The 24,015-nt window shown below is 40.2% G+C and carries 18 protein-coding genes; 10 read left to right on the top strand and 8 right to left on the bottom strand.

Features of this window, described 5'->3' with window-relative positions:
• The first annotated feature begins 218 nt into the window (after window positions 1–218).
• Window positions 219–926, top strand: coding sequence for a zinc ribbon domain-containing protein (locus A6K76_RS14355; protein WP_066466288.1), 708 nt, complete (start codon window positions 219–221; stop codon window positions 924–926).
• A 216-nt stretch (window positions 927–1,142) separates the two neighbouring features.
• Here the strand turns inward: A6K76_RS14355 and adhP are convergent, their stop codons facing one another.
• Both adhP and A6K76_RS14340 read right to left on the bottom strand, forming a co-directional pair.
• A complete protein-coding gene (adhP, locus tag A6K76_RS14350) occupies window positions 1,143–2,162 on the bottom strand; it encodes an alcohol dehydrogenase AdhP (protein ID WP_066466287.1) in 1,020 nt (339 codons plus the stop codon).
• 269 nt (window positions 2,163–2,431) lie between these two features.
• Window positions 2,432–3,391, bottom strand: coding sequence for an SH3 domain-containing protein (locus A6K76_RS14340; RefSeq protein ID WP_066466285.1), 960 nt, complete (start codon window positions 3,389–3,391; stop codon window positions 2,432–2,434).
• A 198-nt stretch (window positions 3,392–3,589) separates the two neighbouring features.
• On the opposite strand from A6K76_RS14340, the gene A6K76_RS14335 reads away from it, so the two are divergent.
• Together A6K76_RS14335 and pabB are read left to right on the top strand one after the other, a co-directional pair.
• Window positions 3,590–4,168: an anthranilate synthase component II gene (locus A6K76_RS14335; RefSeq protein ID WP_066466284.1), complete on the top strand. Its 579-nt coding sequence runs from the start codon at window positions 3,590–3,592 to the stop codon at window positions 4,166–4,168.
• Window positions 4,165–5,886, top strand: coding sequence for an aminodeoxychorismate synthase component I (gene pabB, locus A6K76_RS14330; RefSeq protein WP_066466283.1), 1,722 nt, complete (start codon window positions 4,165–4,167; stop codon window positions 5,884–5,886). Before A6K76_RS14335 ends, pabB begins: the two co-directional genes overlap by 4 nt.
• 42 nt (window positions 5,887–5,928) lie before the next feature.
• On the opposite strand, the gene A6K76_RS14325 is transcribed toward pabB, so the two are convergent.
• Window positions 5,929–6,363: a hypothetical protein gene (locus tag A6K76_RS14325; protein ID WP_066466282.1), complete on the bottom strand. Its 435-nt coding sequence runs from the start codon at window positions 6,361–6,363 to the stop codon at window positions 5,929–5,931.
• 494 nt (window positions 6,364–6,857) lie between these two features.
• Here A6K76_RS14325 and A6K76_RS14320 point away from each other — a divergent pair, with 494 nt between their 5' ends.
• The gene (locus tag A6K76_RS14320) at window positions 6,858–8,945 is read left to right on the top strand and encodes an EAL domain-containing protein (RefSeq protein WP_083995473.1); all 2,088 of its coding nucleotides are present in this window, start codon (window positions 6,858–6,860) and stop codon (window positions 8,943–8,945) included.
• A 49-nt stretch (window positions 8,946–8,994) separates the two neighbouring features.
• Here A6K76_RS14320 and A6K76_RS14315 read toward each other — a convergent pair whose 3' ends face one another.
• Window positions 8,995–9,495 carry a hypothetical protein gene (locus tag A6K76_RS14315; RefSeq protein WP_066466280.1) on the bottom strand — a complete coding sequence of 167 codons (501 nt, stop codon included), beginning with the start codon at window positions 9,493–9,495 and terminating at the stop codon, window positions 8,995–8,997.
• 81 nt (window positions 9,496–9,576) lie between these two features.
• Window positions 9,577–9,963 (bottom strand): poly-beta-hydroxybutyrate-responsive repressor, encoded by a 387-nt coding sequence (gene phaQ, locus A6K76_RS14310; protein WP_066466279.1) that lies wholly within the window; start codon window positions 9,961–9,963, stop codon window positions 9,577–9,579.
• A 181-nt stretch (window positions 9,964–10,144) separates the two neighbouring features.
• Here phaQ and A6K76_RS14305 point away from each other — a divergent pair, with 181 nt between their 5' ends.
• From A6K76_RS14305 to phaC, 3 genes are read left to right on the top strand one after another with little or no spacing between them, the layout of a single operon-like run.
• The gene (locus tag A6K76_RS14305; protein WP_066466278.1) at window positions 10,145–10,690 is read left to right on the top strand and encodes a hypothetical protein; all 546 of its coding nucleotides are present in this window, start codon (window positions 10,145–10,147) and stop codon (window positions 10,688–10,690) included.
• Between the two features lie 25 nt (window positions 10,691–10,715).
• Complete coding sequence (locus A6K76_RS14300; protein WP_066466277.1) at window positions 10,716–11,489, top strand: 3-oxoacyl-ACP reductase family protein; 774 nt, start codon at window positions 10,716–10,718, stop codon at window positions 11,487–11,489.
• A 47-nt stretch (window positions 11,490–11,536) separates the two neighbouring features.
• Complete coding sequence (gene phaC / locus A6K76_RS14295) at window positions 11,537–12,643, top strand: class III poly(R)-hydroxyalkanoic acid synthase subunit PhaC (RefSeq protein ID WP_066466276.1); 1,107 nt, start codon at window positions 11,537–11,539, stop codon at window positions 12,641–12,643.
• A 698-nt stretch (window positions 12,644–13,341) separates the two neighbouring features.
• Here the strand turns inward: phaC and A6K76_RS14290 are convergent.
• From A6K76_RS14290 to A6K76_RS14280, 3 genes are all read right to left on the bottom strand, one after another.
• A complete protein-coding gene (locus tag A6K76_RS14290) occupies window positions 13,342–15,378 on the bottom strand; it encodes an EAL domain-containing protein (protein ID WP_066466275.1) in 2,037 nt (678 codons plus the stop codon).
• Between the two features lie 335 nt (window positions 15,379–15,713).
• Entirely contained in the window at window positions 15,714–16,778 is a 1,065-nt protein-coding gene (locus tag A6K76_RS14285) for a metallophosphoesterase (RefSeq protein WP_066466274.1), read from the bottom strand.
• A 411-nt stretch (window positions 16,779–17,189) separates the two neighbouring features.
• Window positions 17,190–18,908 carry a helix-turn-helix domain-containing protein gene (locus A6K76_RS14280; protein ID WP_066466273.1) on the bottom strand — a complete coding sequence of 573 codons (1,719 nt, stop codon included), beginning with the start codon at window positions 18,906–18,908 and terminating at the stop codon, window positions 17,190–17,192.
• A 790-nt stretch (window positions 18,909–19,698) separates the two neighbouring features.
• Between A6K76_RS14280 and A6K76_RS14275 the strand changes: the two genes are divergently transcribed.
• From A6K76_RS14275 to A6K76_RS14265, 3 genes are all read left to right on the top strand, one after another.
• Window positions 19,699–21,141 carry a primase C-terminal domain-containing protein gene (locus A6K76_RS14275; protein WP_066466272.1) on the top strand — a complete coding sequence of 481 codons (1,443 nt, stop codon included), beginning with the start codon at window positions 19,699–19,701 and terminating at the stop codon, window positions 21,139–21,141.
• A 130-nt stretch (window positions 21,142–21,271) separates the two neighbouring features.
• On the top strand, window positions 21,272–22,249 hold the full coding sequence (locus A6K76_RS14270; RefSeq protein WP_066466271.1) for a BMP family lipoprotein: 978 nt from the start codon (window positions 21,272–21,274) through the stop codon (window positions 22,247–22,249).
• 10 nt (window positions 22,250–22,259) lie between these two features.
• The gene (locus A6K76_RS14265) at window positions 22,260–23,933 is read left to right on the top strand and encodes a methyl-accepting chemotaxis protein (RefSeq protein ID WP_066466270.1); all 1,674 of its coding nucleotides are present in this window, start codon (window positions 22,260–22,262) and stop codon (window positions 23,931–23,933) included.
• Window positions 23,934–24,015 lie beyond the last annotated feature (82 nt).

The following is a 24,015-nucleotide window of genomic DNA, read 5'->3' as shown; positions in this document are numbered from 1 at the left end:
AAAAATGGAAGAGTCATAAAAACGGAAGTTTTTCAGTGCCCTCCGACAAAATCAGCTCCTTTCTTTTTCACGTTAAATAAATAAATGTTGCCGAAAACATAAAAAACAGTTTTATAACTTATTTTAACATAAAATACTTATTTGGTATTATTTAGATGCATGTAATTATCTTCATAGTATTATAAAAGGATAAAAAATAACTTTTTTTGGAGGCTGGTATGGTAAATAATTTCTGTTCTAATTGTGGTAACAAACTTGTTATCAATTCCAAATTTTGCTCAAAATGCGGAAAAACATTACATCAAAACATGGATTCCAGTAACAATTTATTAGCAGGTTCAAGTTCTTTAGATAATAAAAATAAACGTGTCCTCACTAATATCATTTCAATTGCCTTACTATGGTTACCCGCATTCTATATGATCCTTAATTTATTTACGCCTCTTGGGGTTGTATCCGCGTACGATAATGAAGATTATCTTATAACTTCAGCAGGGGGAGTTGTATCTGGATTTATAATTTTTCTCTATATTCATTTCTTTAAAGATATGTTATTATCTAAAATTTTAGCCAAATACACATATTTTATTATTACGTTATCTATCTTAGTATATATCGCTACATTCTTTTCATTATTTTTCAGTTATTTATTCCCTCAAAATCATGTAGAAGAAATAGCTATTTACTATGTATACTCTATGAATGAATTAAATGTAGATGCTATTGTTGCAGACTATCGACAAATGCTAGTTGAAGGTTTCATTATGTTAATAATTTTCTTTTTGCCAACATTACTTATTAAACTATTGTTTATGAAAAGATGGTTTAAGATACATAAGAATCTATCACTCTTCAAAGGTTTAATTTGGTATAAATCAAATTGTAAATTTAAAAATATTATGAATATGTTTATAACAATGAAATAACGATTATTTAAAAGCGACGATTTCTAAGAGCTTAATAAATTGTTTCATTACCTCGAATAATTGAACATACATAAGCTTAGCATTAAAGGCTTAGGCTACTCTAAAAAGTATTCGGGAAACAAAGCTTAGTCGAAAAACAACAAAGCGTTAGCGGGAAAATGTATTCTCCCACTAACGCTTTGTTTCAGTCTCTTAATTAATCTCCAAAAATATAAGCTATTTCGTAAAGTCAATTACCATACGTCCGGTAATTTTCCCTTCTTCCATTTCCTCTAAAATGTCGTTAATGTCCTCAACTGGGCGTAATGCCACTTTCGGTACAACTTTGCCTTCTGCTGCAAATTGGAACGCCTCTTGTAAATCTTGGCGCGTACCAACTAGCGAGCCGACTACTTGAATGCCGTCTAACACTAAGCGTGGAATGTTTAAGTCCATTTTGTCGACCGGTAAGCCAACTGCGACAACGCGCGCGCCTGCTTTTACAACGTCAACAGCTTGGTTGAACGGTGTTTTCGCTACGGCTGTAATAACGGTCGCATCTAGCCCTTTACCACCTGTTACTTTTTTCGCCGCTTCGACTGGGTCTTCATTCATTGAGTTTACGACTACGTCTGCGCCAACTTCCTTTGCGAACGCTAGCTTGTCGTCGCTAATGTCGAATGCGATGACTTTTGCGCCAAACACATGCTTTGCGTACTGTACCGCTAAGTTTCCTAAACCGCCGATACCGAATACGCCGATCCACTGCCCTGGCTTAATGTTTGATACTTTTACTGCTTTATATGTTGTCACACCGGCACATGTTACAGACGATGCCGCTGCTGGGTCTAATCCGTCTGGTACTTTCACTGCGTAGTCTGCTTTCACAATTGCTTGCTCTGCCATCGCGCCGTCCACTGTGTAGCCTGCATTTTTCACGTCGCGGCATAACGTTTCGCGACCTGTCGTGCAATATTCACAATGCCCGCAGCTTTCATATAGCCACGCGATCGACACGCGGTCACCTACTTTTAATGACGTCACGCCTTCTGCAATTTCGATTACTTTGCCGACACCTTCATGTCCAAGCGTTACGCCTGTTACGTCACCGAAATCTGCATTTTTTACGTGTAAGTCTGTATGGCATACACCACAAAATTCCATCTGTACTAAAGCTTCTCCATGTTGTAATGCGCGTAATTGCTTCTCCTCAACCGATACCGATTTGTCTTTCGTTACAACTGCTGCTTTTACCATTTATTCTAGCCCCTTTCAGATGTTATGTACTGTGCTAAGCACCGCTACATGCTAAAAGTATCACACAAAGTTCACAACTTCAATATGCAGATTTTTTACAAAACGACAAAATTACTTCGAAAATGCATATATTTACTTTCAAAGGATAGTATTTATATTCATATTTTCATTTCGTTAACGCATAAAAAAGCCAATTGCCCGAAAATTGTTTCCGAGCAATTAGCTTTCAATACTATTGTGCTAAATAATGTCGTTCGTAAAAAAATTTTTTATTGAACGTGTCCAACTGCGCCACTAATGTAACCGTACGTGCCGCCGATGCTTACTTCATACCACGTACGTCCGTCTGATGTTTTCTCGTAGTAGCCTGTGTAATGAAGTGCCTCGCCTTTTTTACCTGTGTAAATAACGCCTGCATTAATCGATGGCGACGATCGCACGTTTCCTTCTGCGTTCGTAATTAAAAATTCGGTCTCATCTGTTCCGTAGTAATAATCCTCTGATGTTGAAGAAACGCGGTCGCTAATGAAGCCTGTTTTATTACCGACGATAACTTGATACCAAGTACGTCCATCTGATGCGTGTACGACTTCACCTGTGTAGTACATTTCCTCGCCTTTTTTCGCTGTATGCACAACTTTACCGTTTAATGACGGCTCTGAGCGTACGTTTGCGCTTGATTCCGTTGCGATAATCGTATTGCCACCATTTGTGTAATGATCCGCATACGTTGCTTCATTAACAAGCGTGCCAACCGCGCTACTCATATAACCTGTTTTGCCGTTATGCGACACTTTATACCATGTACGTCCGTCTGGTGTTTTCACTTTCTCATGTAAATATTCAAATGACTGATAAAGCGTACCTGCTGTCACAACTGCTGCTTTTAACGACGGCTCTGCTCGCACGTTCGCATCTTTCGCCGTTACTTGCACGTGCGTCATGCTTGAGTTGTCTTTTTCTACGATGTTCGTTTGCTTCGCTGGGGCTGGCGCTGTGTTCGTCACAGTTTGCGTTGCCGGTGCTGTCGTTGTTTGCGTTACAGCTGGTGGTGTCGCCGTTTGTTGTTGCTGCTCTTGCACGACTGGCTGCACGACTTCTTTGTCCTCTTCCTCGATCGTTTCCGTTACCGCATCGATTAAATTCGATGTACTTTCCATTACTTCACCACAGCCTGCAAGCGACAACGCCATTACGGGTAAAGCGACAATTTTAACTATCTTCTTCATTTTAAAACCCCATTTCTTCCACTATTTTAGTCATTATAGCTCATTTATAAATGTTCATGCAACGTCTAACTTCATTTATACAGTTATAGTTTAAATCATTTATTATTTAATGTATTTATATGTTTATAAGTTGATTGTCAAACGTCTTAAGACACGCTACAATCGAGAACATATGACGCAGCTTGGAGGAATACACCTATGATTTTACTCATCGATAACTACGATTCATTTACGTTTAACATCGTGCAATATTTGCAAACGCTTCAATACGATGTGCACGTTGTACGTAACGACGAAATAACGCTCGATGACATTCGCGCACTTGCCCCACGAGCGATTTTTTTATCGCCTGGACCTGGCACACCGAACGATGCGGGGATTTCGCTCGACGTCGTCAAAACATTTGCGACGACGATTCCGATTTTTGGTGTCTGCTTAGGTCAGCAAATTATTGCACAGGCGTTCGGCGCAAGCATCGTAAAAGCAGCTGCACCGATGCACGGCAAAACGTCGGCCATTACACATGATGGACAAGGCATTTTCACAAATATCGAAAGCCCAACCGTCGTCGGTCGTTACCACTCGTTAACGGTGACCGATTTACCCGACTGCTTACACGCTTCAGCGACGACAGCACAAGGTGATATTCAAGCAATTCGTCATCGCACATTACCGATCGAAGCGGTGCAATTTCATCCTGAATCGATTTTGACAGTGGACGGTTTACGTATGATTGACAATTTCTTTACAGTTCATTTAAAAGGAGAGCGCACATGACGTTTATTCATTTGAAATTCCCACAGCAAGACGGTAAACTGCAATCGCTTACATTTAAAGAGCCGATTGCGACATTGACTGCCCATTCATTGCAAGACGTTGAACAAACGTTACGTGAAGTCGAACGCTATACGAATGACGGCCATTACGCAGCTGGCTATGTAAGCTACGAGGCAGGAGCGGCGTTTGATGCGGCAATGCCTGTACGTACAGACGGATCGATGCCGTATTTGTCGTTTAGCATTTTTCGTGAGCCGACGAATGAGGACATCTTTAGTGAGGCGCCATTTGCACTTTGCAACATGACGCCTTCTATTTCAAAGGATACGTACAATGAAGCAATTGCGACGATTCATAACGAAATTTATGAAGGCAATACGTATCAAACGAATTATACACTGCGTTTGCACGGCACGTTTGAAGGCGATGCGAAGGCGCTTTATACGAAGCTGCAACGCGCACAGCAAGCTAATTACTGCGCCTATATGGAGCAAGACGACTACACTATTGTTTGTGCGTCCCCTGAGCTATTTTTCAACAAAACAGGGCAAACGTTAACGACGAAGCCGATGAAAGGTACGGTAGCGCGTGGATTAACGGTCGAGGAAGATGAAGCGCAAGCAAAGTGGCTGTACACATCTGAAAAAAATCGCGCCGAAAACGTTATGATTGTCGACTTGCTCCGAAATGACGTCAGCAAAGTCGCAACAGCAGGCTCGGTACGTGTCGATGAGCTATTTACGATTGAGCGCTACCCGACTGTGCATCAAATGACGTCAACGGTGCGTGCGACTTTGCGCGAACAGACGACGATTACCGATCTATTTAAAGCGTTGTTTCCGTGTGGCTCGATTACAGGCGCACCGAAAGTAAAAACGATGCAGCTCATTCAAGCGCTAGAGCCGACACCGCGCGACATTTATTGCGGGGCGATTGGCTTCATTGCACCAAATGGCGATGCGACGTTTAATGTGGCAATTCGTACGCTGCTGCTAAAAGGAACGGACGCAACGTACGGCGTTGGTGGTGGCATTACGTGGGATTCTACTGCAAAGGCAGAGTTTGACGAAGTGCTCGCGAAGTCACATGTGTTAACAGCGGACGCTCCGGTATTTGATTTGCTTGAAACGTTGCTACTAGAAGATGGGCATTATTATTTACTCGATGAACATATGGCGCGTCTGCAAGCGTCAGCCGATTATTTCCAGCGCCCGATCGACGTAGCACATATAATAGAAGATTTACGTGCAGTAGCAACAAAGCACGCACAACATGTATGGCGCGTACGCTTAGTTGTCTCACCGACGTCTCACACAATCGAAGCATTTCCACTCACATTGACCGATGCGCCAATGCGTGTTGCACTAGCGGATGCGCCGATTGATCAAAACAGTCGCTTCTTTTATTATAAAACGACGCATCGTGCGGCATTTACTGCGTTTCAACAGCAATACGCCGACTTTGACGACGTGCTGCTTTGGAACGAGCGCGGAGAACTGACGGAATTTACAAATGGCAATGTCGTACTTGAAATTGACGATGCATTGTATACACCGTACGTAAGCGCCGGGCTATTAAATGGAACGTTCCGCGCACATTTAATCGCAACGCATAAAATTACAGAAAAAGTGTTAACGAAGGAGCATTTGCAGCAAGCAACAAACGTTTGGTTTATTAACAGTGTGCGCAAATGGCGACGCGTAATGTTAACGCCATAACAAAAAAAGTGTAGCGAACAAAATTGTTCCGCTACACTCTTTTTATTGCAATGCGTTTAATGCTTCTCGAATTTCAGCGCCGCCTGACGTAATGCGGTACGATTTCGTTGATTCAGGGTCGATTACTTTTTCACCGTCGACATCGATGTACAAACGGTGGCGTGTGTTCCAGCCGAGCGTTAACGAATAGTCAAATTTCTCTGGTTGCTCCCCTACTTGCTCAAACGTCGCGTTTTCAAACAGCTCTAAAAGGGCGTATTGCTGCTCCTTCGATACATCTACATATTTGAGCTGCATGCGGTCATCCGGCCATTCCATACGATCTACACGAATATATTTATCTTCTACATGAAAATCTGCTTGTCCAAATAATTGGCGTTCCGGCTGCTCTTGCTGCGACATAAAGAAAATAAGCCCTGCCCCGATCAAGCCGACAACGACGATGGACACGGCGCTAAATAATAACTTTTTTGTCATGTAACTTGCTTCCTCCGTCCACGAAAATACGTTCTTCCTCATCATACATATATATGTACTACACTCGCAATCATTTATGATGTGCTTCGACTACTTTTCTCTCCACTATAGTCACACATTTGTCGCAATCTTTCTTCGTATAACATATCGTTTTTTCAATTGCGATCAAATACCTACTAGCGGCGTAAACTAACGGTAAATTTAGCGCTTTTCAAAATTTTTTTCACACAGAAAATCTACATAATTTTTTGCTATTTTTAACGAATAAATAGTATATGTGATGCATCATATATGTAGAGAAACATATATTTATACGCACGTTACTACATTTATAGAACAAAAAGAACTATTTTTCACGTATTTCGTCAACTGATGTGAGCAACTGTTTACAAAATAACCATCGAAATAAATAGAATATTTGCTATAATTAATCAAGGTATATTTACACATTTTTAGTATTGAACGAGACCATTTTATTTCAGGAGGTGGATTCAATGACATTACATCAAATCTCGACACCATTAACAACTTCAGCGATCGATGACTTGCGCAACATTAAGAGGGCACTTGATGAATCATCCATTGTTGCGATTACAAATAAAGCAGGCATGATTACGTACGTCAACGAAAAGTTTTGTAGCATTTCACAATTTAGTGAGGATGAGTTAATTGGCAAAACACACCGCATCATTAACTCCGGTTATCACCCAAAATCTTTCTTTCAAAATATGTGGGCGACCATTTTAGCGAAAAAAGTATGGCAAGGTGAGGTAAAAAATCGTGCAAAAGATGGCTCCGAATATTGGACGAGTACAACAATTGTGCCGTTTTTAGATAGCAACGGAGAGATTAATCAATTCATCTCAATTCGTCAAGACATTACCGCACGCGTTAAAGCAGAGGAAGAATTAGCAGAAGCGTTACGCAATGATTTTCAACACGTCGTTCGCAACATGGAACATTGCGTATTTAAATTAGCTAAAAATGAAAAGCACGACGTTACATTTACGTTATCAGAAGGTCGCCTAGCTGAAGCATTATCGCTTACTTCCCGCCAAGTGTACAATCGCACAATTCAAGATGTATTCCCGTCAGACATTTTAGTTGCACTTGAGCCGGCCATTGATGCTGCGATGAACGGAAATTATACAAATGTACAGTTTTCATATCAAGATCGACAGCTCGCCCTCAATTTATCACCGATTACGAACGATGATACGGACGATATTTTTGAAATTGTCGGCGCCTTACGTGACATTACCGAGCAGCACGTGTATGAGCATCAAATTTACCGCATCGCCCATTTTGATGCATTAACAAATTTGCCAAACCGCACATTGTTTGCGAAAAAGCTACATGAAGCTATTCAACACGCGACCGAGCAACAATCTACATTCGGTATTTTATTTATCGATTTAAACAATTTCAAACAAATTAACGATTCATACGGGCATTCCACAGGTGATCGCTTTTTACAATTTATTGCCGATACATTGAAATTACATATACGCAAAAAAGATTTTTTAGCGCGTTTTGGTGGCGATAAATTTTTGTTGCTCATCGAAGACATTGACGAGGAAAATATCGAATATATCGGCAAACGCTTAGTTCACACGCTCGATCAAACATTTGAAATCGGTCACCTAGAATTACATACCGCGATTAACATCGGCATTAGCATGTTCCCAAAACATAGCGACAATGCTGAAATGTTACTACAGCATGCGAATAATGCGATGCAAGTAGCTAAAAAATCAGGCAGCAATCGCTATCAACTATTTAATCCTGAAATCCAAATGCAAATGCAGCGTAAATTAATGCTTGAAACGGCGTTAAACGATGCAATAAAAAAAGACCAAATGCTCGTCTATTATCAGCCAAAGCTTTGTGCTCGCACGAAAAATATTATCGGCGCCGAGGCGTTGCTGCGCTGGAACCATCCAGTAGAAGGCATTATTTCTCCTGGTGAATTCATTCCAATCGCAGAAAAAAACGGCTTAATTATTCCAATTGGGCAATGGGTGCTCGCAGAATCGATTCGCCAAGCAAAAATTTGGTCGCTGCTGCGTCATCCAATTACAGTGTCAGTAAACGTATCGATTTTACAAATGACACAAACAAATTTCGTAGCAGAAGTGTCGAATCTATTAAAACAGCATAAGCTAGAGCCTCATTTACTCAATTTAGAAATTACTGAGAGCTTAACGACGGACATTCATTTTATGACGCGCATATTGAACGAACTAAAGGAAATCGGCGTCTACATTAGCATCGACGACTTCGGTACAGGCTACTCATCGCTGCGCTATTTAAGTCAGCTGCCAATTCATACAGTAAAAATCGATCAATCATTTATTCGTGATTTAACGCAAGATAACCAATCGATCATTAAAACGATTATTCAGCTAGCGCACGCAATGAATTTATCTGTTGTAGCAGAAGGTGTCGAAACAGAGGAGCAGGAGCAATTTTTAGTGGAAAATTTATGTCACGAGCTGCAAGGTTATTTATATAGCCGTCCGATGCCATTGAACACATTCCAACAATTTTTAGACAATCATCCACAACAAAAAACAATTTAAATACAAAAAAAGGCGCCCGTGAGTAAATCACGAGCGCCTTTTTGCGTTATTATACGCCTGGTACTGCTGGAATTGAATCTAATAAACGTTTTTGGCTATCTTTTAATTGAACAGTTAACTCTTCAATTTTCGTTAACACTTCTTCACGTTTTTCTTGTTGTTGCTCAAGCGCTGATTTCACTGTGTCGTTCCATTGCGTTTGAGTTTGAGTTAATGTATCTGCAAAAATCGAGTTTGGCTTCCAAGCAAATTGTTGTGTTTGCTCTGTAATTTGTTGTACTGTTTCAAGCCATTGTGCAAATTGTGGTTGTGCTGGTAATTGAGCAGTGCTTGCTTTTACTGTTTGTTGCCATTGCTCTGCGAATTGCTTTGATTGCGCTTCTACTGCTGCTAAGCTTTGTACTGTTTTTTCTACAAGTTGTTGTTGCACTTCTAATGCCTCAAGTGTTTTCTTTTCAGCTTCCACTTGTACTTGTTGAAGTGATTTAAAACCATTTAACCAGTTATCCCATAATGCATCTACACTTTTTGTTACGAATTCGTTTGCCATTTGTAAATCCCCCTTTAATGTTTTGTTACAAAATCACACTTGCTTCTATGATTAATACACGTCGCAACGTGCATAAAATCCTTACTCGTCATCTCGTTGCTTTGTCGCTGGTGTGTAAAACGGATTGTAAAGTTGAAAAAAGTTATTCAAAAGCTGTTGGTATTGATTAAGCGAACCTGCCCAAATATCTAAATATTCGTTGCCCGCCTTCGTAATGGAATAAATGCGCTTTGCTGGTCCTCCTGTCGTTGTGTCCCACTGAGAAGACACTAAATCGTCCTTCTCAAGCTGACGCAGTAAACGATAGAAGTTCCCTTGATCAATCGATGCAACACCGAAAGAGCTTAGCTTCTCCATTAACTCATACCCATGCGCATTAAAATCACGCAAATGCAATAGCATAATCGGAATTAAAAAGTTTTTAGGTGTGGACATGTTCGCCTGTTGTTTGTTTTGTTCCTTTGTCATTTTGTGTTCACCACCTGTTGTAAAAAACTTATATGTGTAATTTACACCTATTTGAATTAAAGGTCAAGTATTATATTGAAAATTTTTTTCAAAATATTAACATGCGATCTGTTGAAAAAAACAAAAATTACCTTTATAGTTAGAATGTATTCTAAATTATTCGACAAAGGGGAGAAGTAATTTGGCAACTAATACATCATTTGATGGGTTCACTCTTTGGAAAAACTTATACGACCAAACAGAAAATGCTTGGCGTGACGTAATTCAACAGACGCTTGAACAAAAATCATTTGCAGAAGGTTTAGGACAAGTTCAAAGCCAATACTTACAAGTTCAAAGTCTTGTAGATAACTTAACAGAGTCTTACTTAAAACAAATGAACATGCCATCACGAGAGGATCTATCAAACGTTGCTTCATTAATTATTAATGTAGACACAAAAGTAGATAACCTTGAAGATCAGCTTGACCAATTAGCAACTGGCGGTAACGCAGAGGCAGTTGACGCAGTAAAAAATGAAGTGGACGCATTAAAGCGCACTGTTACAAAGCTTGATAAAAAGCTAGATACCGTTATTTCACTTTTAAATACGACGATTGAAAAGCAAAACGAAGCGATTTTAAAAGTAGAAGCATCGGCAACAAATGAAAAACTAGCACAGGTCGAGCCTCAAAAGCAGCCTGAGCAACCAAAAAAAGCACCTACTCAAGCACCAAATAACAAATAATTTACATACAAAGGGGATAATATTCATGACAAACGTACGTGAAGAAGTTGCAACAATCGAAAAACCATTAGCAGGTAAAGTAGCCATCGTAACGGGCGCATCTCGCGGCATCGGGGCATCGATCGCTAAAGTTTTAGCTGATAAAGGCGCGCAAATTATTGCAACACACAAAGCAGAATCTCAAACAATTAAAGACGTAGTAGCTGACATCGAAGGTAAAGGCGGCTTAATCCACCCAATTCCATGCGACATCTCAGTACCAGAAGATGCAGAGCGCTTAGTAAAAGAAACAATCGAAAAATTCGGTAAAGTTGATATTTTAATTAACAACGCTGGTATTACAAAAGACCGTTCATTCCGTAAATTAACATTACAAGATTGGAACGACGTAATCGACGTAAACTTAACTGGTGCATTCAACACGACGAAACACGTAATCGAGCCAATGATCGCGCAAAACTACGGTCGTATCATTAACATTAGCTCAATCGTTGGTCAAGCTGGTGCATTCGGTCAAACAAACTACTCAGCATCTAAAGCAGGCTTAATCGGCTTCACAAAATCTTTAGCTCTTGAAACAGCAAGCAAAGGGATTACAGTAAATGCAGTATGCCCAGGCTACATCGGAACAGAAATGGTTGCAGCAATGCCAGACGACGTAATCGAAAAAATCGTATCAAAAGTTCCAATCCGTCGTTTAGGTACACCAGAAGAAATCGCAGAAGCAATTCTTTACTTAATTTCTGCAAGCTTCGTAACAGGTCAACAATTAAACGTTAACGGTGGCTTATACATGTAATTCGCTTTACGTAAGCAAGCAATTAAAAGAAGAGATGGAGGGATTTTGTGGTGACAGTAAACACAAAGCCGTTTGATGAATGGTTTGAAACGTTAAAAGATGCATCTACTTTCCAGTGGCAAACGAAAGACTTCGAAAAAGCTCGTCGTTTCACAGAAGTTTTAACGACTGACGCAGATCCAATCGTAGGGCAAACACCTCGTGAAGCGATTTGGACGAAAAACAAAGCGACGTTATATCGCTACCAACCAAACAAACCAAAAACGCATAAAGTGCCGATTTTAATGATTTACGCACTAATTAACAAAGCTTACATTTTAGATTTATATCCTGGAAATAGCTTAATCGAAAGCTTAACGAATGCTGGACACGATGTTTATTTACTAGACTGGGGTACAGCAGGCTACGAAGACCGCCATATGAAAATTGAAGACTACATCGAAGACTACATGCCACGTGCTGCTAAAAAAGTGCTAAAGCATTCAGGCGCAGATGAGTTAACAATGTTCGGCTACTGCATGGGCGGTACGATGACAGCTGTATTCACAGCACTTTACAACGACATTTTACCAATTCGTAACTTAGTGCTAATGACGACGCCAATCGATTTTGCAAATGCTGGTATGTATTCAAACTGGTTAAACAAAGAATCATTCCAATTAGATAAGCTTGTTGATACACTTGGCAACATTCCGTTTGAAATGATTGACTCTGGTAATAAACTACTTAGTCCAATCTCAAATTCAGTCGGCACATACGTAAGCTTAGCTGACCGTATCGACAACGACAATGCCGTATTAACATGGAAGCTCATGCAAAAATGGTTAAATGACGGTGTTCCATTCCCTGGTGAATCGTACCGTCAATGGATTCGCGATTTCTACCAAGAAAACAAGCTTGTAAATGATGAGCTTGAAATTCGCGGTAAAAAAGTGTTGCTTTCTAACATTAAAGCGAACTTACTAAACATTTGTGCAATGCGCGATAACATCGTACAGCCTGAACAAATTGCAGCATTAAATCGCAAAGTAAGCAGCAAAGTGAACGTACTTCACGAAGTACAAACAGGTCACGTATCTGTCACAACAGGTCGTCGTGCTGTAACAGAAATCCATCCGTATATCGAACAGTGGATTGGCACGAACTCAAAATAATAGAGCAAAAAAGTGTCCGAGAGCTAGTCTCGGACACTTTTTTTATACGCCTATTAAACATTTGTAAATAAAGATATTAATGTACAAAATAATTAATACATTTATTTTCCATCCGATTGAAAAGTCGGCGCTTACTAACTGTATGTTTTGAGGCTCTTCACCATAACTTGGGGTTGCTTTTCACGTCGAGGCAGTCACGACTGCGGGGTCTTGAGGCTCGCGCTTTTCCCGCTGGAGTCCGCCTCTCTTTTCAAGCAACTTTTATACGTCAACCCCAGCTTACGGTGATGAACCTGTTTTGACATGTAAGCGGCGACTTCGACACGAATAGCGAAAATCTTTTTTGGAACGACTAATCGCAAAAACAACTAAGCAAAAGATGAAAGAACAAAGCAATTGCCCTCCGCGAAAAGCGTCCGCAAAACGAAGCGTCGTCCGGAAGTAGAAAAGAAATGTAGTGCCAATGAAGTGCAGTCTCGTTATATGCTGAAAATTTAATATGTGCCCACTTTGCTTTAATAGCACTGCGCCTGCACATTCATGACTTTAGTCGTGAGAAGCTCATTGGACTTGTAATGGCATCGCAAATATTTTTTTCGTCAAGTGATCGCATAACAGGAGCTTGACACGAAACATTCACGCCGAAAGAATTGCCTGCTCTAAGCAAAATGACGATAAAAAAGTGCTTCATTACTCGTTTACGCCTGCTTCGTAAATTCAATACACCACTCTTCAAATTGTTGCGCTGCGAGTGGCTTTGAATAATAATAACCTTGGATTAACAAATTTTTTTGTAAGCTACTTAAAAACTCCACTTGCTCCTTCGTTTCGACACCTTCTACAACTAACTCCATATGCAGCGATTCGCCAAGTGACAAAATCGACTGCAAAATGAAATTGTCCTTCGTTGACTGTGGCACATGATCAACGAACGATTTATCGACCTTTAACGTTGAAAATTTAAATTCCTTTAAATATGCAAGTGATGATACGCCAATACCGAAGTCGTCAATAGCAAGAGAGAATCCTGCATTGCGTAATTCTTCAATTGCACGTGTTGCCTGCTCAACCGAATTAACGAAGCTTGTTTCCGTTACTTCTAATTCGATTTGCTCAGGACGCACATCGTATGTTTTAACTGCGCGTAATAGCTCCGTCTTTAATAATGGTGATGATAAATACGATGCAGAAATATTAATCGATATTTGCTGTGGCATCTCTAGCTTACTTGTCCACTGCTTCATTTGCTCACACACTTGATGAATAACCCAGTTTGTCACTTCATTCATGCGATTGTTCGCTTCTAAAATCGGTACGAATACGGCCGGAGAAACGAAGCCAAATTCAGGATGCTGCCAACGAATTAATGCTTCCGCGGACACCGCTCTTTTTTTGACAGAGCATACTTTTGGTTGATACACGACAAATAATTCATTTTTCGCTAACGACACGTCTAGATCAGCTAATAATTGCTCGCTAAAATTACGCGTGTGATATCCTTTTTGATAATGAATAATACAATAATTCCCCTCTGTTGATGGATGTTTGTCGACGGTCATAACGTTCATATACAAGTCGCGAACAGTCATCGCTTCATCCGAACTATCCATACAGACCATCACTTTACATGAAACTTCTTGAGGAAATGCCGCCATAACTTCCTTTAAACGAATCATCTTTTTTTCAAAATAACGATCCATTTCCTCCGATGCTTTACAATCTTTCATAACGTAGACGAAATAATGTTCTCGAATACGATAAATATCTACAAATGGAGGTAGCCCACGCTGAAGCTCTTCTAAAATTGCTTCAATAAATTTATCCTCGACGATGAAGTTGTATTCATGATTAGCTAAATGTAAATCACGGATTGAAAACATCGCGACACTTTTCGCCTTTTCTTGATGATTCAACAGCTTCATAAACGCATAACGATTCGGTAATTTCGTTAACGAGTCAATAAGCTTAAAATGGTTGCTTAACAGCTTATCTAAAAAGCTGCCACCGACAACTAATATGAAAACAAATAATACACTTAGCAGCACCCCTGTTGTCATAAAATCATCGTGCATATGCTCCATTTTCGGCGTTATGTCACCTGTTATGACAAAATCCATCGCAAAAATGCCAATGTAATGTACGCTCGATGTCGCGACACCTAAAAATAAACTGGCTCCTATTTCCTTTGAAATCGCATTCGACGTAATTTTTGTATTATGAATGATGTAAAGTGCAACATACGATGCTGTAATCGCAATTAAAACGGAACACGCGACGAACAGCATATTGTATGTATATGCCACATTGCTATAAACCATAGCATCCATACCTATATAATGCATGAACAAAATACCCGTTCCCATAAGCACACTCGCAAACCATGTGCCCTTGCTTGAAATGCGTCTTCTTGTAACAATATAAAACGCAACATACGATGCAATAAGTGGTGGAACGATCGACAGCAATGTTTGCACATAATTTAATGTCATCGTGCCTGGAATTGCGATAGCTGACATACCGATAAAGTGCATCGACCAAATACCTAAGCTCATAACAATAGCTGCTAATAGCAACCAAATATTATCACTTACAAAACTTGGTTGTCCTCTACGATTGTTTAAATAAATCGCGGCAAATGAAGACAAACAAGAAACGACAATCGATGTAATGACTAGCTCTGGAACAATTGAAATATCAATCGAGATTGGTATAGATTGTATACTGTTATTGATCATAAGCGCTCCTACATTTTATTTAGACATATTAAAACAAGCGTGTTGATTAGCTAGTAATTGACTGGACGCGTATTACGGCTCGCTTTACTTTTATAATTAATCGTTACATAGAACGTTCTCGAGCATGACAGCGAGCACGATGTTCCCCATGAAAATGATTGCGTTCATCACCTTCCTTGAGCGGCCTCGCTACTATTAAGTTATCATGCCTTTGTCGTTAAACGGTCTCGCCACATACACTCTGTCACGATGATCTGCATGCATAGTATATTCCATGTAACGACTGGACAGACATAAAAACGACCATACATAAAGAAATAAAACAATTAATACATTTATTCATTTATAACATCAACTACCCATAGCTCTGATTGGCTCCCGATACGCATCGGCGGTCCCCAAAAACCAAAGCCACTTGAAACTAAAACGTGCATATCATTTTTCATTTCATGGCCATAATCAACTTCAAAAATTTGATTCGTAATCCATTCGTTCGGCCATAGTTGCCCGCGATGTGTATGCCCTGAAAAATGTGCATCTACGCCGACTTGCTCTGGTGTATGTAAGTCATCTGGTGTATGGTTCATTACAAACCATGGCAAATCATTGTTAACCGGCGCTAACGCTTCAATCGTTAGACGTTCTTCATTCGTGCGATCTTCTTGCCCAGTTACATATATCATATCATGAATGTTTATCGTTTCATCTAATAACATATGAACATTTGCTTTTTCCATCTCTTCAACAAGCTCTTCAATTTTGCCGCCATAATATTCATGATTACCAAGTACTGCGTATACACCGTGCTTCGTTTCAAGCTGCGACAAAATAGCTGCCATCCCTTCTTCTACAAACCATTTCGGATCATCATCGATTAAATCCCCAACAAGAAACACGATATGTGGTTTTGCTTCATTCGCCAAATCCACGAAATTTTGTAAATGCTCTTTATGAGATAGCACACCTAAATGAAAATCGGATGCGACGACAATGCGAAGTGGCTGTGCGATAGGCTTTGATACGTTCATCGTCGTATAATGTACAACTGGTGTGTACGCATTATATAAACCGATCACACATAAAACGATGACAGTAAGCATTGCACTACCACCGACGATTTTTTTATTGCGGTAACGGAGCACATAATAAATAAAATTGCCTAGCACTGAAAACAGCAAACCATACTGAAAGAAAAATAGCCAATAACTCCCGACGATTTTCAACACTTCATGAATGCTGCTGCCAAAATATGAAAAGCTAACACTATACAACACAAGCCAATAAGTGCCTGTATAACGCGTCATACCAAATGCTTGTAACGTCACATGCAAGTTTTTTCCAATGTAAAAAATGAGTGCGCAATATACAGCAATTGCAGCTGCACCAATTAAAATAGACATTTTTTCCTGTCACGAAGCAGTTGCTTACGTAACAGATTTCACCTCTCATTCATTAAATCATTAATAGATAAAGCCATTTATATTTTTATTGATAAATGTATTAAAACATTAAATACATTGATTCGCTATTTGTATACAGTGAACTCGCTTCTTTTCCACAACAAACGAGAAATAAATGCTGCATATTAGTGGCAAAGAACATGCGGCGACACGATCGTGACTCAAGTCCTCTTAAGCCGCGATGCGATATAAGAGGCTTGATGAAAGAAGATGTGCCACTGCACGAGTCATCGCCTTCATAACGAACGTCGTGTTCGCCTCCACACCCGCGGAAATCCTGCCTCGACGTGCAAAGCAACCCGATGTTATCGTGAAGAGCTACACGAATTACAATTGTTCCACGTGAAACAACTATGAGTGAGCAATGAGCCAAAGAAGCATTTTTTGATCATTATCTTTATTTTGGCGCTTAATTTTACGATTTAAATAACGCGATAACGTCGTATGAGACATGCCCATTTCCTCCGCTGCTTTTCGAATCGAATAACCGAGCGCATCAATTTTTTCACGAAGCAGCTCAGGCGTTAATTCCGAAATAGAGGGAGTAATAGGTGGCGTCTCCTCTAACGGTAATTCAATTTGCTCTTCGACGACTGGGACGACTTCTTCTACAACTGGCGGCTCGGCATCTGGAAACACCGTATCATCAACAGATAAATCCATTATTTCCTCGGTATTTGGCAAAATGATGCGACGGCGGTTTTCCTGTACGACGATTGTCGGCGGCATAATCGTAATCGCCAGCTGACTAAAATAGTTTTGGAACCAGCCTTTTTTCCCGACCTTCTTTTCATCTAACGGTTCTACGTAATCCCATTGTTGAATTACTTCATCTCTTTGCAAATCATCCAATACTTCCTCTAAGCGATCGCGAATTTGCATGCCGTTTAAGCGTGCCGGAAAATCCATCTCATCTAGAAGCGTTGCAATTTTAAATGGCTGATGCAGCGAGCCTTTAATCGTTCGAATTTTCCATTGACGACTTAAATATCGCGTCAATCGCTTATGCTCGCGTTCAGTAACATAGCTATATTTAAATACTTTTAAATCGAGTACACCTAAGCTCGACTTCGTACCGTCTAAATAAGGCTGTAAAATAGACGATGGACGGATTTGCAACGCGTAAATGCCGCGTGCCTCATTTGTGCGCTTATCAAACGCCATGCGCACGCTGCCAACTTCAAACATACGTTTAAAGTCTTGGAAGTTGTATAGCTTTGATTCCATATCTTGTGCGTTGACAATTTTCACGCGCTCTGGTCCATCGTTTAACGCTACCCACACGCTCGTTAAAGCTGCCACACGACGCATAATGTTAAAACGTTCACGCTCTTTAAATTTTAGCTTCTCGATGCTATCTCCCTTTTCATGATGACGTAATAGCAGCGCATCGTCACTATGAAATTCAATGAAGCCTTCCTCATCCCGTTTACCAGTCATCCATAAATAAGATACTAAATCGAAAATATCTGCCGTCAGTTCATCGAGTGAGCTCAGTGTCGTAGCAACTAAATCGACACCGAGCGGGTCTGCCTCTTGTACGTGCGTTAACGGCATCGGTCGCAGCTCGGCAACACCATGTAGCTGCCCCTGATTATCAACAAGCTCCGTGCCCATAAAGCCAGTCTCCTTTTCTTCAAAGCCAGTTTTTTTCGTCACCATGTCACGCATTAAATGAAATGTCGTGCTTGAATTCGCATAAATGTATTCGCGATCATAAACTGGCCCATCAAAATCAGGTAACGACACTTCGTCAATATATGGCTGCATTTCCTGCACAATTGTATCCGCAAAGTTTTCCACTGCCGAACGAATTAAGCGCTTTGTTGAAAACTTGTATTCGCTTAAGTCATTGACGATGAATGTAAACAATGCACGAAACGAATCGCTCACAAGTGGTGCAAGCTGCTGTTCTGCACCTTCTTCAATCGTCGTCATATACGCATCTTGCTGCCAAATTTTTAGTAGTAGCGGGTAATCGCTAAATAAATAGCGCGTTTCTTCAAAAACCGCGATCTTCGTCTGCTCAAACGTTAAACGCACCGTATCAGAAAGTTCCATGTAGTTCATATAATGCACCACCTGTATGTATTTTATTTCTAGTATAACAAAATGCACCATTACAAATAACTATTTTACCCCGAAATGCACCATTCTACACATGTTTACATACACAATTAATATTATTTCAATAAAGTGCACCATTCATTGTCTTAAAAATGATGCACGAATGATCTGCGGGACAAACCCGTGTACTATTTTAAATATATGCACCAGCAAATGCACCACTCTAAAAATGAACGACACAAAATCACTAAAAATTGAATTAACCATAAAATAACATTTAAATACAATAAATGTATATTTTATCTTTGTGAGACGTATTTTGGGACAAACCCGTGTACTATTTTGAGACAAACCCGTGCACTATTTAGCTTAAAATGCACCATTTGGGACAAACCCGTGTAGTAAGGAATCCCGTCAAATTAGGATTTGACCTCTTTTTGGTGCATTTTTTTGAACGCTTGCGAGTGGTGCATTCCCAACCCGTGTACTATTTTTTTTTTTTTCGCGCTTCTTTTTCGGACAAACCCGTGTACTATTTCGCTTTTTATTTAAAGAGAAACATTGATGTACCAATGGTTTATATGCCATTTCAACGTGGTGCATTATTTCGCACCACATGCCTGTTTTTGGGACAAAGCCGTGTAGAATAATTTTTTTTAAGAAATTTTGTAACCGTTGGGGCTGTAGGGCTCGCGGGCATTCCAATTTTGGTGCATTTTACGCTAGAGGAGCCACTTTTGCACCACACCGATTTTGTATAATACACGTATATACAAAACGGAGGTGATTTTTCATGTTACAAAAGCGTCTACAATTATTATTTTCAAACGGCTTTGTCCGAAAAAGCAACACACAAATGCACCAAACAGGACGAAACGGTGTCGTATTTACTGTTAAAACAAAAAAACACTTTGAACAGCAGGGCGTAAAAGGCAATATTGTGCACAGCTTTGCCCAACTCGAAAAAAGTGCACCACATTGTACACACTTTACGCCAAACGTGTTCCGCATTGGTGCGTTTAACAACGTAACTGAAACAATCAGCGGCTTTACAGAACAAAATCTACAGCAAATTAACACATTTGTCGTTGATATCGATACACATAAATACACGCCTCAAGAAATTTTATTAACGTGCATGGATCAATCCATTGGTGCACCGACGTGGATTGTCAAAACACCACGCGGTTACCAAGTATATTTTGTCCTTGCACAGCCATTTTATATCTCAAACGCGAAAGAATTCCGCACATTAGTAATTGCTAAACGCATTGCGCACAATTTAAAGCGCAGTTTACAAGATGTTCAAGCAGATTTATATTGCAACGACTTCGGCTTTTTCCGCGTGCCGAGCAATGTCGTATGGGAACAACATACATACACGTACACAATCGACGAGCTTATTCATTGGTCGATGCGCTTTGACGATGCCGAAAACGTGCTATTTACGTCACCTAACAAACAAGGTGGTGCATTAATGAACACGCCTTGGTGCCAAGCGCTATTACAATCGCAAAACGTTCGCGGCAAAAAAGGGCAAATTGGGCGTAACAACATGCTATTTACGCTTGCTTTAGTATGCTTTCACGACGGCTGGTGCAAAAGTGAGACAAAGCCGTTTATTAAATGTTTCAATCAGCGCTTTTATGCACCATTGAAAAATAACGAAGTCAACACAATCGTCGAATCTGCTTTCTCAGGTCGCTACAGCGGTCCAGCTGCACAGTACGTAGAAGCATTGCTTGAATTATATGCACCAGAGCATGCCCAACGCGTTTGCTTACACTCAACATGGTATAAGTTTAAAAAATCACGTGACGAGCGCGTACGAAGCCATAACGACGAATGGGAGCAAGACTTAATCGATTACATTACGGCGCAAAAAGACGAAAATGCACCGTTTCTTTGGGCTACCCAAAAACAAATTTGTGACGCAATCGGCATTCCATCAAGCACATTAAACGACCTTATTAAAAAATCAACAAATCTTGTATTAACACGTATCGGCAAAGGCCGTGGTGCAAAAACAGGTTGGACAACTGTCGCATTATATAAACAGTTTTTAATTAACGCTGCTATTGAACGCGCTAAAGCACATACACATTACTACACAGCTTTGCACTACACATTCGAATATTATGCACCACTTGAAAAAAATAACGGCTACAAGACATTACAACAACAGCTATTTGGAGCGACCTCCGTCACCTTTGAGAAATACTCCAATGTGCCTTAACATATTTCTAGTACTCCGAACACTCCGGCTGTTTAGTAAACTAATATATAATTTTCAATATTTTAATATATAATATAGGTCTTTTTTGATATACTATTAGATATTTAGGTTTATTAAGGAGATTGTATGTATGAGAAATAGCTTATTGTTAAGCATAAGTTTGTTTAGTTCGGTAATACTTGGTGCTTGTTCTGATGAGAAAAATACAGATGAACGGTTACTTGAAGTGAAGGATGAGAAGTTTAGTGTAGGTTTATTACTTCCAGATGTTGGAATGGGTGATCAATCGTTCAATGATTTAGTCGTTGATGGGTTGCTTGAAGCACGTGATGATTTAAATATTATTTGGTCGTATCGAGATTTAGAAACATCAAGCTCGTTGGAAGATGGGCTGGAGGAATTGATGGCTGAAGATCATGACGTCATTATTGGCGTTGGTTATACAATTCAGGAGCAGATTGAGAAGGAAGCAGTGGAAAATCCGGATCAGCGTTTTGCGTTAATTGATACGGTTAGTGAAGTTGAAAATGTTGATAGCATTGTGTTTAACGAAAAAGAAGGCAGTTATTTAGCTGGTGTTTTAGCTGCTCATGTAAGCAAAACAGGTATATTAGGGTTTTTAGGTGGCTTTAACGATGAGGTCATCATGCGCTTTCATGATGGGTTTTTAGCAGGGGCACGCTCGGTAAACCCGAATGTGCAAGTTATTAAAATGTTTGCTGATACGTATTCAGATGCGAACGTTGGTACAGCGATGGCAGCAACGATGATTGAACAACAAGCGGATGTGCTTTATGCAGCAGCTGGATACACAGGTGTTGGTTTATTACAGCAAGCACAAAAAGCAGGTGTTTACGCTATTGGGGTCGATAGCGATCAATATTTCTATGCGGAAAAAGCGGTTGTAACATCGATGCAAAAAAACTTGGACGTAGCGGTGTATTCGTATTTGGAAAGCTTAGTGACAAATGAAAGCAGCGTGCAACAAGTGTTAGAGTTTGGTACAGAAAATGGCGGTGTCGGTTTGTCTCCAATTCGTGTTGTAAGCAATGCAAGTGAGTTGGAAGAAAAATTAGAAACGATCGACGTTCCAGCGTCAATGAATTAGGAGAGTGTGTATGTCGATTAATAAAAAGCTTTTACTATTTGCTGGTTTACTCATTACTGTATCGGTTGTTTTGATTAGTGTACTCATTGTCAACATGACGTCGATTCAGTCGTCTAATGCCGATGTTATGCCAAAAATTATGGCGTTAGAAGATGCGAACGTCCAATATATCGAGCTGGAACAAATTATTAGTGATTATGCAAACGTTATTACAGTGAAGCAGCCACCAAGCGTCATGGAGTCTGTGCAAAAAGAGTTAGAGAAAACATATGCGTTAATTGAAAAAGATAGCGAAGTCATTAAGCAATTAATTCAGTCTGAAACGGAGCTTGCTCAATTCAATGGGTTTGTTGAAAAGAGTGAAAAGTTAAAGCAGGCACTTCAGGAAGCAATCGTTTCTCAAAATGCGATTAATGTTCGTACTGAGCTTGCACGTTTTGCAGGTCCGTTAAATGATTTATATATGCTGAAAATGTATGCGACGACGGAATATGATTTAGTGCAAGAAACATTGCATGATCGTATTGCAACAGCGATTTGGAGTGCGATTGTCGGCATTACTGTATTAATTATTATTGGCGGTTTCTTCACATGGTTTATGACGATACAAATTACGAAGCCGTTAAATGCGTTGGCGCGTAATGCAGAGCGTATCGCATCGGGAGAATTAACAGTTGAGCCGCTTAGTTATAACGGTCGCGATGAAATTGGGGCATTAAACAGTTCGTTTACTAAAATGGCGCAGCAGCTACGTGAAATTTTAATATCAATTAGTGATGCGACAAACCATATCGATGATTTAACAGACGGTCTGCTTGAGGAGAATAAGCAGCTAAAAGGTATGAGTGAACATGTAACAAGTGCAACAAATCAGCTATCGATCGGGTCATATGAGATTGCAGGTTCAATGGATAATGCAATGGATCTCGTGCAAAAAATGGATACAGGCTTTACGGAGTATGTAAAAACATCAGTCGAGTCAGTTGAACGCAGTCAGCACGCCGTTGAAACGATGCAATCAAGCCAAGAAGCTATTTTTCAACAGCAGCAGCTCATTGAGAAAAATATTGAAACGACATCAACAATTAGCGAAGTATCAGAGCGTTTCTTAGAACAAACAGCGCAAATTGAAATGATGGCGCAAGTTGTTTCAAGCATTGCCGATCAAACAAACTTGCTTGCATTAAATGCATCGATTGAGGCAGCACGCGCCGGTGAGCAAGGAAAAGGCTTTGCAGTTGTAGCGGAGGAAGTTAGAAAGCTAGCAGAGCAGTCTAACACGTCCACTAAGGAGATTTTTGAGGTTGTAAGGGATATTAAGCTTGGCATTAACGAAATGGCTCATTCGGTGCGTGAGGGCGTTCAAATCGCAAATGAGCAAAACGCATCGATTCACGTAACGACTGATGCGTTTCGTTTGATTGAAGAACAAGTCGCGTTAATTATGCGAGACATTCAATCTGTTGCAAGCAATATGGAAAACTCACAGCAGCTCGGACAAAATGTTTTAACGCATATCGGCTCGATTCATAGCGTTATTGAGGAAACAGCAACGAGCAGCGAGGAAATTTCGCAGTCAACAGAGCAGCAGCTTCAAGCAATCGACACGGTCGTACATAACGTATCGTCGCTGCAAGATTTAACGAACCGTCTAAAAGAAACGGTAAAGCAATTTAAAATGTAATGAAAAAAGGTTCAGGCAACGGCGCCTGGACCTTTTTTGTTGTGCGCCCAGCATGCGCATAAACTTTAGGGTGTAAGTCCCG

The sequence above is a fragment of the Caryophanon latum genome, from assembly GCF_001700325.1.
Classification (GTDB): Bacteria; Bacillota; Bacilli; order Bacillales_A; family Planococcaceae; genus Caryophanon; species Caryophanon latum.
This window is presented reverse-complemented; position numbering and strand designations above follow the sequence as displayed.

Excerpts from the sequence above, each read along its gene's own strand:
- adhP (WP_066466287.1), bottom strand. The coding sequence starts at position 2,162 with ATGGTAAAAGCAGCAGTTGTAACGAAAGACAAATCGGTATCGGTTGAG.
- A6K76_RS14315 (WP_066466280.1), bottom strand. The coding sequence starts at position 9,495 with ATGGCAAACGAATTCGTAACAAAAAGTGTAGATGCATTATGGGATAAC.
- A6K76_RS14335 (WP_066466284.1), top strand. The coding sequence starts at position 3,590 with ATGATTTTACTCATCGATAACTACGATTCATTTACGTTTAACATCGTG.
- A6K76_RS14285 (WP_066466274.1), bottom strand. The coding sequence starts at position 16,778 with ATGTCTATTTTAATTGGTGCAGCTGCAATTGCTGTATATTGCGCACTC.
- A6K76_RS14300 (WP_066466277.1), top strand. The coding sequence starts at position 10,716 with ATGACAAACGTACGTGAAGAAGTTGCAACAATCGAAAAACCATTAGCA.
- A6K76_RS14290 (WP_066466275.1), bottom strand. The coding sequence starts at position 15,378 with ATGATCAATAACAGTATACAATCTATACCAATCTCGATTGATATTTCA.
- A6K76_RS14325 (WP_066466282.1), bottom strand. The coding sequence starts at position 6,363 with ATGACAAAAAAGTTATTATTTAGCGCCGTGTCCATCGTCGTTGTCGGC.
- A6K76_RS14280 (WP_066466273.1), bottom strand. The coding sequence starts at position 18,908 with ATGAACTACATGGAACTTTCTGATACGGTGCGTTTAACGTTTGAGCAG.
- A6K76_RS14265 (WP_066466270.1), top strand. The coding sequence starts at position 22,260 with ATGTCGATTAATAAAAAGCTTTTACTATTTGCTGGTTTACTCATTACT.
- A6K76_RS14270 (WP_066466271.1), top strand. The coding sequence starts at position 21,272 with ATGAGAAATAGCTTATTGTTAAGCATAAGTTTGTTTAGTTCGGTAATA.
- A6K76_RS14320 (WP_083995473.1), top strand. The coding sequence starts at position 6,858 with ATGACATTACATCAAATCTCGACACCATTAACAACTTCAGCGATCGAT.
- pabB (WP_066466283.1), top strand. The coding sequence starts at position 4,165 with ATGACGTTTATTCATTTGAAATTCCCACAGCAAGACGGTAAACTGCAA.
- phaQ (WP_066466279.1), bottom strand. The coding sequence starts at position 9,963 with ATGACAAAGGAACAAAACAAACAACAGGCGAACATGTCCACACCTAAA.
- A6K76_RS14340 (WP_066466285.1), bottom strand. The coding sequence starts at position 3,391 with ATGAAGAAGATAGTTAAAATTGTCGCTTTACCCGTAATGGCGTTGTCG.
- A6K76_RS14355 (WP_066466288.1), top strand. The coding sequence starts at position 219 with ATGGTAAATAATTTCTGTTCTAATTGTGGTAACAAACTTGTTATCAAT.
- A6K76_RS14275 (WP_066466272.1), top strand. The coding sequence starts at position 19,699 with ATGTTACAAAAGCGTCTACAATTATTATTTTCAAACGGCTTTGTCCGA.